Source organism: Halomonas sp. Bachu 37 (genome assembly GCF_039691755.1).
GTDB classification, from domain to species: domain Bacteria; phylum Pseudomonadota; class Gammaproteobacteria; order Pseudomonadales; family Halomonadaceae; genus Vreelandella; species Vreelandella kashgarensis.
Window position 1 is genome coordinate 1,326,275 of the sequence record NZ_CP137552.1, and the last position, 14,671, is coordinate 1,340,945.

The 14,671-nt window shown below is 59.0% G+C and carries 13 protein-coding genes; 11 read left to right on the plus strand and 2 right to left on the minus strand.

All coding sequences use genetic code 11. The features are described from left to right. Nucleotides 1–93 precede the first annotated feature (93 nt). The 9 genes from R5M92_RS06115 (at nt 94) to R5M92_RS06155 (ending at nt 9,959) form a co-directional block, all read left to right on the plus strand. Nucleotides 94–1,143, plus strand: a complete 1,050-nt coding sequence (locus R5M92_RS06115; RefSeq protein WP_346798631.1) for an ABC transporter permease — start codon at nt 94–96, stop codon at nt 1,141–1,143. Then, the gene (locus R5M92_RS06120; RefSeq protein ID WP_346799272.1) at nt 1,143–2,096 is read left to right on the plus strand and encodes an ABC transporter permease; all 954 of its coding nucleotides are present in this window, start codon (nt 1,143–1,145) and stop codon (nt 2,094–2,096) included. The genes R5M92_RS06115 and R5M92_RS06120 overlap by 1 nt, the downstream gene beginning before the upstream one ends. 8 nt (nt 2,097–2,104) lie before the next feature. Further along, entirely contained in the window at nt 2,105–3,121 is a 1,017-nt protein-coding gene (locus R5M92_RS06125) for an ABC transporter ATP-binding protein (RefSeq protein ID WP_346798633.1), read from the plus strand. Next, entirely contained in the window at nt 3,118–4,200 is a 1,083-nt protein-coding gene (locus R5M92_RS06130) for an oligopeptide/dipeptide ABC transporter ATP-binding protein (RefSeq protein WP_346798635.1), read from the plus strand. Before R5M92_RS06125 ends, R5M92_RS06130 begins: the two co-directional genes overlap by 4 nt. A 41-nt stretch (nt 4,201–4,241) precedes the next feature. Continuing rightward, entirely contained in the window at nt 4,242–5,150 is a 909-nt protein-coding gene (locus R5M92_RS06135; RefSeq protein WP_346798637.1) for a LysR family transcriptional regulator, read from the plus strand. Nucleotides 5,151–5,187: 37 nt separating this feature from the next. After that, a complete protein-coding gene (pepQ, locus tag R5M92_RS06140) occupies nt 5,188–6,486 on the plus strand; it encodes a Xaa-Pro dipeptidase (RefSeq protein ID WP_346798639.1) in 1,299 nt (432 codons plus the stop codon). Nucleotides 6,487–7,004: 518 nt separating this feature from the next. After that, nucleotides 7,005–7,859 (plus strand): MoxR family ATPase, encoded by an 855-nt coding sequence (locus tag R5M92_RS06145; protein WP_346798640.1) that lies wholly within the window; start codon nt 7,005–7,007, stop codon nt 7,857–7,859. 3 nt (nt 7,860–7,862) lie between these two features. Next, nucleotides 7,863–9,041, plus strand: coding sequence for a VWA domain-containing protein (locus R5M92_RS06150; RefSeq protein WP_346798642.1), 1,179 nt, complete (start codon nt 7,863–7,865; stop codon nt 9,039–9,041). Nucleotides 9,042–9,134: 93 nt separating this feature from the next. After that, nucleotides 9,135–9,959 (plus strand): DUF6470 family protein, encoded by an 825-nt coding sequence (locus R5M92_RS06155; RefSeq protein ID WP_346798644.1) that lies wholly within the window; start codon nt 9,135–9,137, stop codon nt 9,957–9,959. A gap of 79 nt (nt 9,960–10,038) precedes the next feature. Here the strand turns inward: R5M92_RS06155 and R5M92_RS06160 are convergent, their stop codons facing one another. Continuing rightward, the gene (locus tag R5M92_RS06160) at nt 10,039–10,473 is read right to left on the minus strand and encodes a hypothetical protein (RefSeq protein WP_346798646.1); all 435 of its coding nucleotides are present in this window, start codon (nt 10,471–10,473) and stop codon (nt 10,039–10,041) included. Between the two features lie 200 nt (nt 10,474–10,673). On the opposite strand from R5M92_RS06160, the gene R5M92_RS06165 reads away from it, so the two are divergent. Together R5M92_RS06165 and R5M92_RS06170 are read left to right on the plus strand one after the other, a co-directional pair. Continuing rightward, nucleotides 10,674–12,395, plus strand: coding sequence for a proline--tRNA ligase (locus tag R5M92_RS06165; protein ID WP_346798648.1), 1,722 nt, complete (start codon nt 10,674–10,676; stop codon nt 12,393–12,395). A 10-nt stretch (nt 12,396–12,405) separates the two neighbouring features. Then, the gene (locus tag R5M92_RS06170) at nt 12,406–12,996 is read left to right on the plus strand and encodes a lytic transglycosylase domain-containing protein (RefSeq protein ID WP_417339066.1); all 591 of its coding nucleotides are present in this window, start codon (nt 12,406–12,408) and stop codon (nt 12,994–12,996) included. Between the two features lie 126 nt (nt 12,997–13,122). Here R5M92_RS06170 and ltrA read toward each other — a convergent pair whose 3' ends face one another. After that, the gene (ltrA, locus tag R5M92_RS06175) at nt 13,123–14,511 is read right to left on the minus strand and encodes a group II intron reverse transcriptase/maturase (protein ID WP_346798649.1); all 1,389 of its coding nucleotides are present in this window, start codon (nt 14,509–14,511) and stop codon (nt 13,123–13,125) included. Nucleotides 14,512–14,671: the final 160 nt, after the last annotated feature.

Below are 14,671 nucleotides of genomic sequence, written 5' to 3' on the forward strand. Positions count from 1 at the left end.
TGCTTCGCCCTTCGGCAACCCCGAAGGGCGAAGCGTTATGCCGTGACGAAAGATCCTTTTCCTAATTGAATCTTCACATAGGTGGCGCGAGCCATGATTGCCTTTTTGATCAAGCGGCTGATGCACGCGATATTGGTGATGTTCGTCATCAGCGTGCTGGCCTTCGCCATCCAGGACAACCTGGGTGATCCCGTTCAACAGATGGTCGGGCAGTCGGTGCCCGAAAGCGAGCGTGAGGCGATTCGTGAGAGACTCGGCCTGAATGATCCGTTCCTGGTGCAGTACAGCCGTTTTGCCGTCAATGCCCTGCAAGGCGATTTCGGTAACTCCTATTTCTATCGTGAACCCGCTCTGGAAGTCATTGCCCGTCACCTGCCGGCAACCCTGGAGCTGGTATTCGCCGCCACCTTGATCATCGTGCTGTTTTCCGTACCTATCGGCGTCTACAGTGCCATAAAGCCGAAAGCGGTGTTATCGCGATTTTTCATGGGCATTTCGATCGTGGGCATTTCGGTACCGGTCTTTTTGACCGCCATCGTGTTGATCCAGATATTCTCCATCGGCATGACCGTCAGCTTCTTTCCCCAGGATACCGGCTGGGGCAGCTGGTTGAATGATCTGCTATCGACCGAAGGCAACATGCCATCGTTCGGCCGTGGCTACGATCTGGTGCATGTCGTCGGCTACTGGGACACCAACCTGGCCAGCTGGAACGGCCTCAAGCACCTGGTACTGCCTGCCATTTCCTTGGCCTCGATCATGCTGCCGCTGTTCATCCGCTTGATTCGCGCGGAAATGATGGAGGTGCTGCAGTCCGACTATGTCCGCTATGCCCGGGCCAAGGGCATTTCCATGCGCCGGGTCTATTTCATCCACGCATTGAAGAACACCATGCTCCCGGTCATTACGGTCGGCGGCGTGCAGATCGGCACCATGGTGGCCTACACCATTCTCACCGAGACGGTCTTCCAGTGGCCGGGCATGGGATTGATGTTCCTCGACGCCATCAACCGTGCGGACATCCCGCTCATCGTCACCTACCTGATGATCGTCGGGGTGATCTTCGTGGTCACCAATACCATCGTCGACCTGGTCTATGGCCTGGTGAATCCCACCGTCAAACTCACCGGTAAGCCCGCATGATGACGACAACCAAGACTGAGAAATCCGCCACTCCGCCCACAAAGTGGGAGCGCCTGCGCGACTCCTACCTGTGGTACAGCTTCAAGCGCGACCGTACCGCCCAGCTCTGCCTGGCGGTATTCATTGCGCTCGTGATAGCGGCATTTGCCGCGCCGCTGCTGGCGCCTACCGACCCCTACGACTTGCGCCAGATCGACATTCTCGCGTCCGAGCTGCCGCCGTTCTGGATCGACGGAGCCGACGAAAACTATACCCTCGGCACCGACGCCCAGGGCCGCGACCTGCTATCGATCATCCTCTACGGCACGCGTGTCTCGCTGCTGATCGGCTTCGGCGCCGTCATCCTGCAAGCGTTGCTGGGTGTGACGTTCGGCCTGATGGCGGGCTACCTGGGCGGCCGAGTGGACGCCATCCTGATGCGCCTGGCCGATATCCAGCTGTCGTTCTCGACCCTGATGGTAGCGATCGTGGTGGGTGCCGTGGTCAAGGCCACACTCGGCGGTTCGTTCTACAGCCAGTATGCCGTGCTCATGCTGATCCTGATCATCGGCCTGGCCGAATGGCCCCAGTACGCACGTACGGTGAGAGCCTCGGTACTGGCGGAAAAGAACAAGGAGTATGTCGATGCGGCGCGGGTCATGGGGCTGCGCAGCAAGCGCATCATGTTCCGCCACGTGTTGCCCAATACGTTGTCTCCCATTTTCGTCATATCCACGGTACAGATCGCCAATGCCATCATTTCGGAAGCGGCGCTCTCGTTTCTGGGGCTCGGCATGCCCGAGACCCACCCTTCGCTGGGGTCGCTGATCAAGGCAGGCTTCGACTATATCCAGTCAGGGTCGTGGTGGATCACCTTGATTCCCGGTGCCGTATTGGTGGTGCTGGTGTTATCGATCAACCTGCTGGGCGATTGGCTGCGTGATGTCATGAACCCGCGTCTGTACAAGAACTGAGGCCCGCCATGGCACTGCTAGAAGTCACCGATCTGGACGTGCGCTTCGCCCTGCGCCAGGGCGAAGTGCGCGCACTGCGCAACGTCAATTTCACTCTGGAGCGCGGCGAGCGCCTAGGAATCGTCGGGGAGTCCGGGGCGGGCAAGTCGGTCGCGGCCTTTTCCCTGCTCAACCTTATCTCCAAGCCCGGCTTCATCGCAGGGGGCAGCATCCGTTTCGACGGCAAGGAACTGAACTCGATGTCGGAGCGCGGCCTGCGCAAGGTTCGCGGCAACCGTATCTCGATGATCTTTCAGGACCCCATGATGACGCTCAATCCGGTGCTCACCATCGGCGAGCAGATGGTGGAGTGCCTCAAGGCGCATCGGCGCATCTCATCGAAAGAGGCCCGAGCGATTGCCCTGGACAAGCTGCAGCAGGTCCAGATTCCGTCACCCGATACCCGGCTGGATCAGTATCCCCACGAACTTTCCGGGGGGATGCGCCAGCGCATCATCATCGCCATCGCCTTGCTGCTCGACCCCGATATCATCATCGCCGACGAGCCCACCACCGCCCTGGACGTCACTATCCAGGCGGAAATCATGGCGCTACTGCTGGAGTTGTGCGAACAACACAACGTGGGCCTGATTCTGATTACTCACGATCTGGGTGTGGTAAGTCAGGTCACCCAGCGCATGCTGGTCATGTACGCGGGCCGGGTGATCGAGCAGGGCTCCACCCGCGAAATCATCAACGACCCGCAGCATCCCTACACCCAAGGGCTCATCAACGCTCTGCCGCAGATGGCGACACCCGGCGAGAAGCTCAACCAGATTCGTGGCAGCATGCCATCGCTGTCCAACCTGCCCAGCGGTTGCGCCTTCCACCCCCGCTGTGATTTCGTCAATACTGCGGATGGCCGGCCGCGCCCGGCCTGCCTTGAACAAGTCCCGGGGTTCGTCGATACAGGTAACTGCAGCGTCGCTTGCCACATGGTGGCGGAAATGCTTGAAGATCGCCGCCTGAAGGAGGAAACCACATGAACGCTACTGCCTCGGTGTCCGCTACTTCCCGTATTCCGGCCCATGATATTCCCACCGATAACGAAGAGAGCGCCGACTCGCTGTTGCAGATTCGCAACTTGAAAAAGCGTTTCTCGCTTTCCGGGGATTTCCTCGAACAGCTGCGTTTCAAGGGCGGCAAGCTGGTACGCCACCAGGAGTACGTACACGCTATCAACGGGGTGAACCTCGACATTCATCGCGGCGAGGCGCTATGCGTGGTGGGAGAATCCGGTTGCGGCAAATCCACCGTGGCGCGCACCGTGATGGGGCTGCTGACGCCCTCGGAAGGTGAGATTCGTTACGCCGGCGAGCGCATCGACAATCTCAGCTCCCGACAGCTCTTGCCCTACCGCAAGCGCATGCAGATGATATTCCAGAATCCTTATGCGTCGCTCAACCCGCGCATGACGATTCAACAAACCCTGGAAGAGCCACTTCGCTTGCACCATCCCGACTGGAATCGCCAGCAGATCCAGGACAAGGTGAGAGAAGTGATGGCTTCGGTGGGGATCGACCCGGACTGGGGCAAGCGTTTCGGCCATGAATTTTCCGGCGGCCAGCGCCAGCGTATCGCCATTGCCCGGGCATTGGCCGTCGACCCCGAGTTCATCGTCGCCGACGAGCCGATCTCAGCGTTGGATGTGTCGATCCAGGCGCAGGTCCTCAACCTGTTGATGGAAGCGCAGCAACAGCGCAATCTTACCTATCTGTTCATTACCCATGATCTGGCCGTCGTGGAGCACTTCGGCACACGGGTAGCAGTGATGTACCTGGGCACCGTTTGCGAGGTGGCTACCACCGCCACCCTGTTTGCCAAGCCGCGTCATCCGTATACTCAAGCGTTGCTCTCGGCGATTCCGCGCCTGGAGGATGATCGTCCGCAGCACATCCGCCTGGAAGGCGAAGTGCCCACCCCGGTCAATCTGCCTAGCGGTTGCGTGTTCCATGGACGCTGCCCCTATGCCAATACGCGTTGCAAACAGGAAGTCCCGTTACTGATCACCCAGCAGGATGGCACTCGGGTTGCCTGCCATGCCGTCGAGGAAAATCGAATATGAGCCATGAAACCGCCACGGACGCTCCCACCGAGAGGTAATCAATGGAGATACGCTGGCTTGAAGATTTCATTGCCTTGGCGAGAACACAGCACTTTTCCCGGGCGGCGGAAGACCAGCACGTAACCCAGCCCACCTTCTCCCGGCGCATCAAGCTGCTGGAGGAGGAGATGGGCGCCACCTTGATCAACCGCCAGACACTGCCGCTCTCCCTGACGCCCGCCGGTGAGGAATTTCTCACCATGTGCGAACAGGTCACCGACCGTGTGCGCCTGACAAGGGACAGGGTGCGGGAAATCAATGCCGGCCAACAACGGCGTATCATGATTGCGGCACCTCAAAGTCTGCTGGCTCACTTTCTACCCGGCTGGCTCGAGGCGACAGGCTGGGACACCCGCATTCAACCTTATCTGCGCGCCACCGGCTGGGTGGCCGGCGATTACTTCCAGGCTCTGGCGCGTGGCGAGTGCGATCTGGCGCTGTGCTATTGGCCGGCCGAGCGCTGCGACCTGGATCTCGACACCAGCGCATGCAGCTATCGAGTCATCGGACACGAACGACTGATCGCGGTCACCGCGCCCGATGACGATGGCGAGCCCACCGCCGCGTTGCCGGGTAGTCGAACACAACCGGTGCCTTGGCTTGCCTACCCCAAGCGCGGACTGCTCGGCTCCGCCATCAAGACGCATCTTTCGCGACTCTCCCACGCGACGTATCTCACCGCACAGAGCGAAAACCTCTATGCCGCTGGAATCAAGGAGCTGGTATCGCTGGGCTACGGCATGAGCTGGCTACCCGAGCGCACCGTTCAGGCGGAACTAGCCGACGGAAAGTTGGTACGTGCCGGCGATTCGCGCTGGGATGTGCCCATGGAACTGCGCCTCTACCGGCATCAAAACCAGCATCATGCCGGTCTCGACGAATTCTGGGCCAAGGTGCCCTCACCTTCCTGAGACCAGGCTCAAACCTGGCGGACAACTGGATTCCGACATGCTAGATACATTGCACACTCTACATCAGCAACACTTGGACCGCCTGCAAACCGCTTACGCCGAGCTGCTGAACCGCCACGGCTACGATGCTGTCATTCTCTACAGCGGTCACTCGACGGCCAATTTTGCCGATGACCAACATCCCTCCTTCGCTACATTCGGCCATTTCATGCACTGGTTGCCCATGGCAGAGGTACAGCACAGCTGGCTGGTGATCCAGCCGGGCCAGGCGCCGCGACTGGTGCTTCATGCACCAGCTGATTTCTGGCATTCCGCCACCGTTCTGCCAGACGAACCCTGGGTCTCGGCCTTCACGGTGGAATACCAGGCAAGCCCCGGCCTGCCCACCGGGCTGCCCCGCCGCCTGGCAGCGATCGGCGATATTCCCGACGCCTGGGCGACAAAACTCGGTGCCGACAACAATCCTGTCTCACTGGTAACGGCACTGGACGAGCTGCGCATGGTCAAGGACGAGTACGAAATCGCCTGCCTGCGCGAAGCCAATCGCCTGGCGATGCAAGGGCACCTTGCAGCGGCCGAAGCCTTTCATCGGGACACCGCCGAACTGGATATCCAACTGGCCTACCTAGGCGCCAGCCGCCAGCGGGAGTCGGCGGTGCCGTACCAGAATATCGTCGGGCTCAACCAGCATGGCGGCGTGTTGCACTATCAGCACTACGAACTGGATGCCCCCGCGGCCCGCCGCAGCTTGCTGGTCGACGCTGGCCGCCGTTATCGCGGCTACTGCGCCGATATCACCCGCACCCATGCGGGAAACGATGCGCCCGATGATTTCAGTGCGTTGATCCAGTCCATGCACGGCTTGAAGGATGATCTGATCAATGCCGTCAAGCCTGGGGTCGATTTCATCGACCTGCACCTCAACATGCATCAACAGCTGGGGAATATTCTCTTGCGCCACGGGCTGATCTCGGGCTCTGCCGAAAGTGCTGTGGAAACGGGTATCACCCGGGCATTCTGTCCGCATGGCCTGGGGCATTCGCTGGGCTTGCAGGTCCACGATGTCGCCGGGTTGCGCCATCCCGACGGCTCGCCTTCCCCCGCCCCGCCGCAACATCCCGCCCTGCGCCTGACCCGTGAGTTGACACCGGGAATGGTAGTGACGATCGAACCCGGCCTGTATTTCATTCCCATGCTGCTGGAACCGCTGCGCAATACACAAGCAGGCGGTCTCATCCAGTGGGAACAAGTCCAGCGCTTGGCGCCGTGCGGCGGTATCCGCATCGAGGACAATATCGCGGTTACCGCACACGGACGGGACAACCTGACCGCTTGAGTCTCGGCAGTCGCTGTAAGCAGTCGTGATAAGTGTGCGAATACACGCCGGCTCTACTTTTGAAGAATCGCGTTGCCGAGTATCAGGTATAAAAAAAGGTCCCCCGAAGGGGACCAGGTTGGAGCACGCCAGCTCACTCGGTTTATCGCTTGCCGCTCCAGGGCGGCGGTGCGATGTAGGCGTTGAAGAGGCGATGGGTATTGTGTTGTTGGACCTATCGTCTCCACTTCGCCATTTGCCTATTACCAAGCGATTGGCGTGCCACTGTATTAAAATTATTTAATTATCAATTGATTAGACACATATCCAACTAAACCTTTCGGGACACCTCTGTACAAACAAGATAATAGCGCACCAGAGCAGTTCATTTTTTAGACGTGCTGCCTTACAGCGAAGCAGACAACGCCAGCCGGCTGCATTCACTGGTTTCCAGGCAAGTCACCTTCCTTGGCCTGGCGCGGCACCCTCACGTACACTTGTTTGAACTTTTTTATCTTTCAGCAAGCTGAGGCACCCCAATGGCGTTTGAATCCACCTCTTCCTATATTGCTACCAGCGCGCTCAAGCAAGCGGTTAACGCTGCCGTCGTACTCGAGCGGCCGCTCTTGATCAAAGGCGAACCGGGCACCGGCAAGACCCTGCTCGCTGAAGAACTGGCCTCCTCTCTGGGCACCCGATTGATCACCTGGCATATAAAGTCCAGCACCAAGGCTGCCCAGGGGCTATACGAGTACGATGCAGTAAGCCGCCTGCGCGATTCGCAACTGGGCGTCGAGGGCGTCGAGAACGTCGCCAACTACATCAAGCCCGGCAAGTTGTGGGAAGCCTTCACCGCAGGTGAACGAGTGGTTCTGCTGATCGACGAGATCGACAAGGCCGATATCGAATTCCCCAACGACCTGCTCCAGGAACTGGATCGCATGGAGTTTCATGTCTACGAAACCGGCGAAACCATCCGTGCCGAGCAGCGCCCGATCATCGTGATCACCTCAAACAACGAGAAAGAGCTGCCCGACGCCTTTCTGCGCCGCTGCTTTTTCCACTACATCGAATTCCCCGACCGCGACACCATGCAGGCGATCGTCGATGTTCACTTCCCCGATATCGCGCCCAGGCTGGTCAGCGAAGCGCTTGAAGTCTTCTTCGATCTACGCGCCGCCCCGGGCTTGAAGAAAAAGCCCTCCACTTCGGAGCTGGTCGACTGGCTGAAGCTGCTGATGGCTGACGAACTGGCCCAGGAAGCTCTCTACAATCGCGACCCGGTAAAAGCGCTTCCCCCCATGGCAGGCGCTTTGGTCAAGAACGAGCAGGATACCCAATTGCTGGAGCGCCTGGCCTTCATGCTGCGCCGCCAGAAAGGCACGGGCCGTTAAGCCATGTTTATCGGACTGTTCGATACATTGAAGCGCGCCGGTGTTCCGGTGTCGCTGCGCGAGCTGCTGGACCTTCACTCAGTGGTAGAGCGCGGCGTGGTATTCGCCGATATGGAGGCGTTCTATCAGGTGGCACGCACCGTCATGGTCAAGGACGAGCGCCATTTCGACCGCTTCGATCGCGCCTTCGCCGCCTGGTTCAAGGGGCTCGAGGACATGGACGCCGCCATCGAGGCGCTGATCCCCGATGACTGGCTACGCCGCGAGTTCGAGAAACAGCTTACCCACGAAGAGAAAGCCAAGATTGAATCCCTGGGCGGCCTGGAACAGTTGATCGAGACGTTCAAGAAGCGCCTGGAAGAGCAAAAGGAGCGCCACGCCGGCGGCAACAAGTGGATCGGCACCGGCGGTACCAGCCCCTTCGGCGCCTACGGCTACAATCCCGAAGGTATCCGAATTGGCCAGGAGGGCTCGCGTCACAGACGGGCGACAAAAGTATGGGACGAACGGCGTTTTCGCGACTACGACGACTCACTGGAACTCGGCACCCGTAATATCAAGATGGCGCTGCGTCGGCTGCGCAAGTTCGCCCGCCAGGGCGCGGCCGAGGAGTTTGACGTCGACAGCACCATTCGCGAGACCGCCCGCGACGCGGGGCTTTTGAACGTGCAGATGCGTCCCGAGCGGCACAACACAGTAAAGGTACTATTGTTTCTGGATGTCGGCGGCTCGATGGATGACCATATTCGTGTCTGCGAAGAGCTTTTCTCCGCCGCCCGTTCAGAGTTCAAGCATCTGGAGCACTTTTACTTTCACAACTGCCTGTACGAGGGCGTGTGGCGCAATAATCTTCGCCGCGGCAACGAGCGCATTCCCACCATAGATGTACTGCACACCTACGGCGCGGATTATCAGGTGGTAATCGTCGGCGATGCCGCCATGTCGCCCTACGAGATCACTCACCGGGGCGGCAGCGTCGAGCACTTCAACGATGAAGCCGGCGGCGTATGGCTCAAGCGCCTGACGGAGAAGTTCCCGCGCCTGGCCTGGCTCAACCCCATGCCTCCTCGCGCCTGGGAATATACCTATTCGACCCAGCTGATCCGAGAGCTGATCGAAGACCGCATGTACCCCATGACATTGGAAGGATTGGAAGATGCGATGCGAGAATTAGCCAAATAGCCCTTTTCTTCTTCTTGCCGCTTGTGCTGCGTTTTGCATTCTCGTCAATCTTGACTAGTTTGAAGATGCACACCAACACAAGGAGAGGTAGGTATGAAAAAGACAGCATTAGCAATCGCGATCGGTGCCGTATTTTCGGGCTTTTCTGGAAGCCTGCTGGCCACAGAACAGCAGAGCACCGATGAACAGCGTAGCGAAGCCAATTCAGTTACTCAGCAGGATGCTCAGCAAACCCAGGGCAGCACCCAGTCTCAGCAGGAAGAGACACAGATAAGAGTCGAAGAGGAACCGGCCGATGTGGAGGTGGAGCAAGGTGCCCCTGATGTAAACGTGGATCAGGAGCCGCCCGAGGTCACCATTGAGCAACCCAAGCCTGAGGTCAACATCACTCAGCCGGAGCCCAATGTAGTAATCGATCAGGCCGAACCGAATGTGTCGGTTGAAGAGCAGGGTGAGCCGGAAGTCAATGTCGAGCGTTCGGGAGAGCCTGATGTAAGCGTTGAACAGACGGAAATGGAATCCGATGAGCAAGAGCAGGAACGTCAACGTGAGCAAGACGAGCAGCAGCAGAGCCAGAGCACTCAGGGTGGCCAGGATCTGATGGCCATGACGGCAAGTGACTTTGAAGGCGCGACTGTCCACAACGAGGATGGCCAGGAGATCGGTGAAGTTCAGCATATCGCGCTGGATACCCGTGACAACAGCCTTTATGCCATTGTCTCCGTCGGCGGTTTCTGGGGTATCGGCAGCTCCGATATCGCACTGCCAATGGACGAGATGGAACGCCAGGGTGATCGCCTCGTCATGCAGACCACTCGTGACGAAGACGAAATCGAAGATTCCGCTAACGAGTACGATGAAGCCAACTATCGTGAAGTGGAAGGTAACACTACTCTATCCGAAGCGGATCAAAGCTGATCTCAGCTCATAGTGCTGAATTATGAACAAGGCAAGGCCATTGGCCTTGCCTTTTTATTGCGCTCAACAAAACGTCGTTTTACAGCGTAGAAAGTCTCTCATCGTCATGAATACCTGACATACGAACCAGAGCCAGTCCTTCATCCAGGGTTTCCACTTCCTCTGTCATGACAAGTTCGCTTTCGAGGCTGACCGGTTGCCCCGCCCTGTCAGAAAGCAATTGTTCGAGCGCCGCCATGTCCATGCTGGCATCGAGTTTGTGCGCATCGACGGAAGCGTTGTGGGAGTTGGGCAGGTAAATAGTGCCGTTGGAAAAGTCCACCACATAGGCAATGACGCCCGGAACAATGTAGAACAGCAACCCGACGCCATTGGCGACGGCGACCACCGGATCGATATCCCCGCTCAATTGCCCCTTGCGTTCCGGGTAGAACATGGTGCCGCAACCGGACAAGGCGGTGATGGAAACGCCTATGACCAACCCGGTTGCCCAACGACGAACGCTCTTTTGCATGAGAAAAGCCCCTTGGAAGCAGCCGGAAATCCGGCCTGGTTTTCAATTTTTATTCGTATAAACAATCGGTAAACCCATGGCAGTCTAGCATAACCCAATCAAGACAAGAGCGGGGTTTTGCCGCACTAGCGGCTTAGCCGTACAATGCTTCTCAATATTTCCCGAGCCGTTCTTGAAAAGACCAAGGAATCATCACCCCCATGCGCGCCAGCCAATTACTGATTGCCACCCTCAAGGAAACGCCAGCCGATGCCGAAGTCATCAGCCACCAGCTGATGCTGCGCTCAGGCATGATCCGCCGTCTGACCTCCGGCCTTTACACTTGGTTGCCCCTGGGGCTGCGCACCCTACGCAAGGTCGAGCGCATCGTACGTGAAGAAATGGATCGTGCCGGGGCCCAGGAAGTCTTGATGCCCGCGGTACAGCCCGCTGAATTATGGCAAGAGTCCGGCCGCTGGGAGCAGTACGGCCCTGAACTGTTGCGCTTGAAGGACCGCCACGACAGGGATTACTGCGTCGGCCCCACTCATGAGGAGGTCATCACCGACCTGGTGCGCAAGGAGATTTCCAGCTACAAGCAGCTTCCGGCCAGCTTCTATCAAATACAGACCAAATTCCGCGATGAAATCCGCCCGCGTTTCGGCGTGATGCGTTCGCGTGAGTTCATCATGAAGGACGCCTACTCTTTCCACCTTGACGAATCATCGCTCAAGGAAACGTACCAGGTAATGTATGACGCCTATTCTCGAATTTTCACTCGACTAGGCCTCGATTTTCGTCCGGTCATCGCCGATAACGGCTCCATTGGCGGAACTGGCTCGCATGAATTTCACGTCCTGGCGGATTCCGGCGAGGACGATATCGTGTTCTCCACCGCTTCCGATTACGCCGCCAATATCGAAAAAGCCGAAGCCCTGCCGGCCCCGGCGGGCACCTCGCCCGAGCGCTCTTCTCCTGTTGAAGAGCTGCGTCTGGTCGATACTCCGCAAGCCAAGACCATCGCCGCCCTGGTCGAGCAGTTCGACCTGCCCATCGAGAAAACCGTCAAGACACTGATGGTGCATGCAACAGATGGCGGTTTGGTCGCGCTGCTGGTGCGTGGCGACCATACACTTAACGACGTGAAGGCAGAAAACCTGCCCCAAGTGGCCGCACCACTGACCATGGCCAGCGAAGAGGAAATCCGCGCAGCGGTGGGCGCGGGTCCCGGCTCGCTAGGCCCGGTCAATCTGGCATTGCCCATCATCATCGATCGTAGCGTCGCACTGATGAGTGACTTTGCAGCCGGCGCCAACGTCGACGATAAGCATTACTTCGGCATCAACTGGGAACGCGATGTCGCCCTGCCCCAGGTGGCGGATATTCGTAACGTGGTGGAGGGAGACCCTTCCCCCGACGGCCAGGGCACGCTTGCGATCAAACGCGGCATCGAAGTCGGGCACGTCTTCCAGCTGGGCCAGAAATATTCCGAATCCATGCAGGCGACGGTGCTCGGCGACAATGGCAAGACCAGTCATCCCTGGATGGGTTGTTACGGCATCGGCGTGACCCGTGTGGTGGCAGCGGCCATCGAGCAGAATCACGATGACGCCGGCATTATCTGGCCCAATGCCATCGCTCCGTTCCAGGTGGCGCTGGTGCCGATGAATGCCCACAAGTCACAGCGCGTGCGCGAAGAGAGCGAACGGCTCTACCGGACCCTCTCTCAGGCCGGACTGGATGTACTGCTCGACGATCGCGATACGCGTCCTGGCGTCAAGTTTGCCGATCTGGAACTGATGGGGGTCCCCCACCGCCTGGTGATCGGTGACCGGGGGCTGGACAATGGCGAACTGGAATACAAGGGGCGTCGTGATAGCGAGGCCACCATGGTTCCGGCGGATCAAATCGTCGAGTTCCTGTGCGAAAAAGCCGGCCTCTGATCCGGCGGGCATGAGCTGTCCCGGCGCCAAAGGCAGTAGCGCAAGCCTCACTTCAGCGGCGCTTGCGCTGGTATGCTGGATGGTATCCGCGAGTCCGCCTGTGTTCGGGGCTACGCTACCGAGTTCGCTGCGTTTCACTCTGGAAGACGCCACCGAACGCCACTCCCCATTTCTGCAGCAGAGTACAGGGCCGTGGCTTGAGCGGATGGAGCCCCGCCTGGGCCGCTTTGCCGTTATCCGGTCCCAGCGTGGCGAGCTATTGCACCATGTCTATCAGGAGGCTCACCTTGCCGGGTTGCCTCCTTCCTTGGTACTGGCACTGATCGAAGTGGAAAGTGCCTTCCAGCCGGATGCGGTGTCATCCGCTGGGGCGGTGGGTCTCATGCAGATCATGCCGTTCTGGGTCCGCGAGCTCGGTTTGCCTGCCGATGACTTGAAAGACCCGGTACGCAACCTGCGTTACGGCTGTACGATTCTGGCGCACTACCTGGCAGTGGAGAAGGGGGATTTTACCCGCGCCCTGGCCCGCTACAATGGAAGCTTGGGTGAAACCTGGTATCCGGAGCGGATATTAGGCGCTTGGCGGCAACATTGGCGCTGAAGAAGCCAGTTCTGCAAAACGACAGCTCTGCAAAACGACAGCTCTGCAAAACGAATCGAGTAGGAGGGGGAGTCGCCTCCCCCGTCCTCTCACACCACCGGGCATACGGTTCCGTACCACGGCGGTTCATGAACAACGTTTGAGCCATCTTACCGTATCGAGTATCGAGATCAGGCACTGATCGTAAAACCACTTTCTCGGCAGGGCCTGGTTCATGTGCGAAGCCCCGGCGTTCCACCAGGGACCTCGACCATTACCCACCGATTTCCAAGCACGACGCGCGTCCAGGCCCAGTGCCATAAGCTTGTGACGCCGGGTCTTTGGACGCTTCCACTGCCGCCAGACCACATCGCGTAAGCGGCGGCGTATCCATTGGTCCAACGCGTCCAAGGGGCTTTTCACATCGACCAGGTTGAAGTAGTGGGCCCATCCTCGCAGGACGGGCCCCAACTTTTCGATTATCCGTTGGATGTTACGCCCTCTGCCACGTTTCAGGATCTCACGGACACGCTGCATCATGCGCTTCAGGCTGGCCTTGGCGAGCGTCAGCTTCGACTGCTTATACCAAGTAAGGCTGTAGCCCAGGTAGCCGCGTCGCCATGGCCGATCCACCGCACTTTTACGGCGGTTGACCGTCAGCCGCAGTGAGTTCTCGATATGCTCACTCAAGCTGTCCATGACACGCTCGCCTGCTCGCCGACTTTTGACATACACCTGGACGTCATCGGCGTAGCGGCAGAAGCGATGGCCGCGGCGTTCCAGCTCCTTATCCATGTCGTCCAGCAGGATGTTCGCCAGTAGCGGGCTGAGTGGCCCACCTTGGGGCGTCCCCTGCCGTCGCGGCGTGGGGAGACCCTGCTGGAACATGCCCGCCTCCAGATAGCGGCGGATTAGACGCAGCACGCGCTTGTCATCAACGCGCCGCGCGACCCGTGCCATCAGCAGGTCGTGATTCACTCGATCGAAGAAGGCTTCCAGGTCAAGATCGACCACCCAGCGGTGGCCGGCGGTGACGTGGGCCTTCATGGCCGAGACGGCCTGCTTGGCACTCCGCTTGGGGCGGTAGCCGTAACTCGACTCGGAGAACGCTGGATCGAAGATCGGCATGAGCGCCTGGGACATCGCTTGTTGGAACAACCGGTCGATAACCGTGGGGATGCCCAGTTGCCGCGTTCCACCCTTGGGTTTGGGGATCGTGGCGGTTCGGGTCGGGCTGGGATGATACTCATTGGCCAACAGCCGCTTGCGCAGCATTGGCCAATGCGTCTTTAGGTGGTCAGCTAGCTGATGCACCGTCATGCCATCGACACCCGGTGCGCCTTTGTTGCTAACCACCTTACGGTAAGCTCGCTCCATGTTTTCCGGATCAACGACCCATTCCATGAGCGAGGCTGGCTTCGCTTTCGTCCACGATAACGACGCCGGGCTCGTCTCGACGCTCACCGGCTGGGACGCGGGGTGCTGCCCCTGCCCCTCTGGGTGAGTGACGGTATTAGCGTCAGTGTCTGTCTTCATGATCGATCCTCGAGACGTTATCGCCTACTCGCGGTTCTTCATGTTCGGCCCTTGGTGCCGCAGTAAACCGGCACTTACTATGGCCTCGGCTGACGTCTGGTGATCCATCCCGTCGCCTCTCGACGCCGGTAGCACCGTGGCAGACCACCAGACCTCCCAG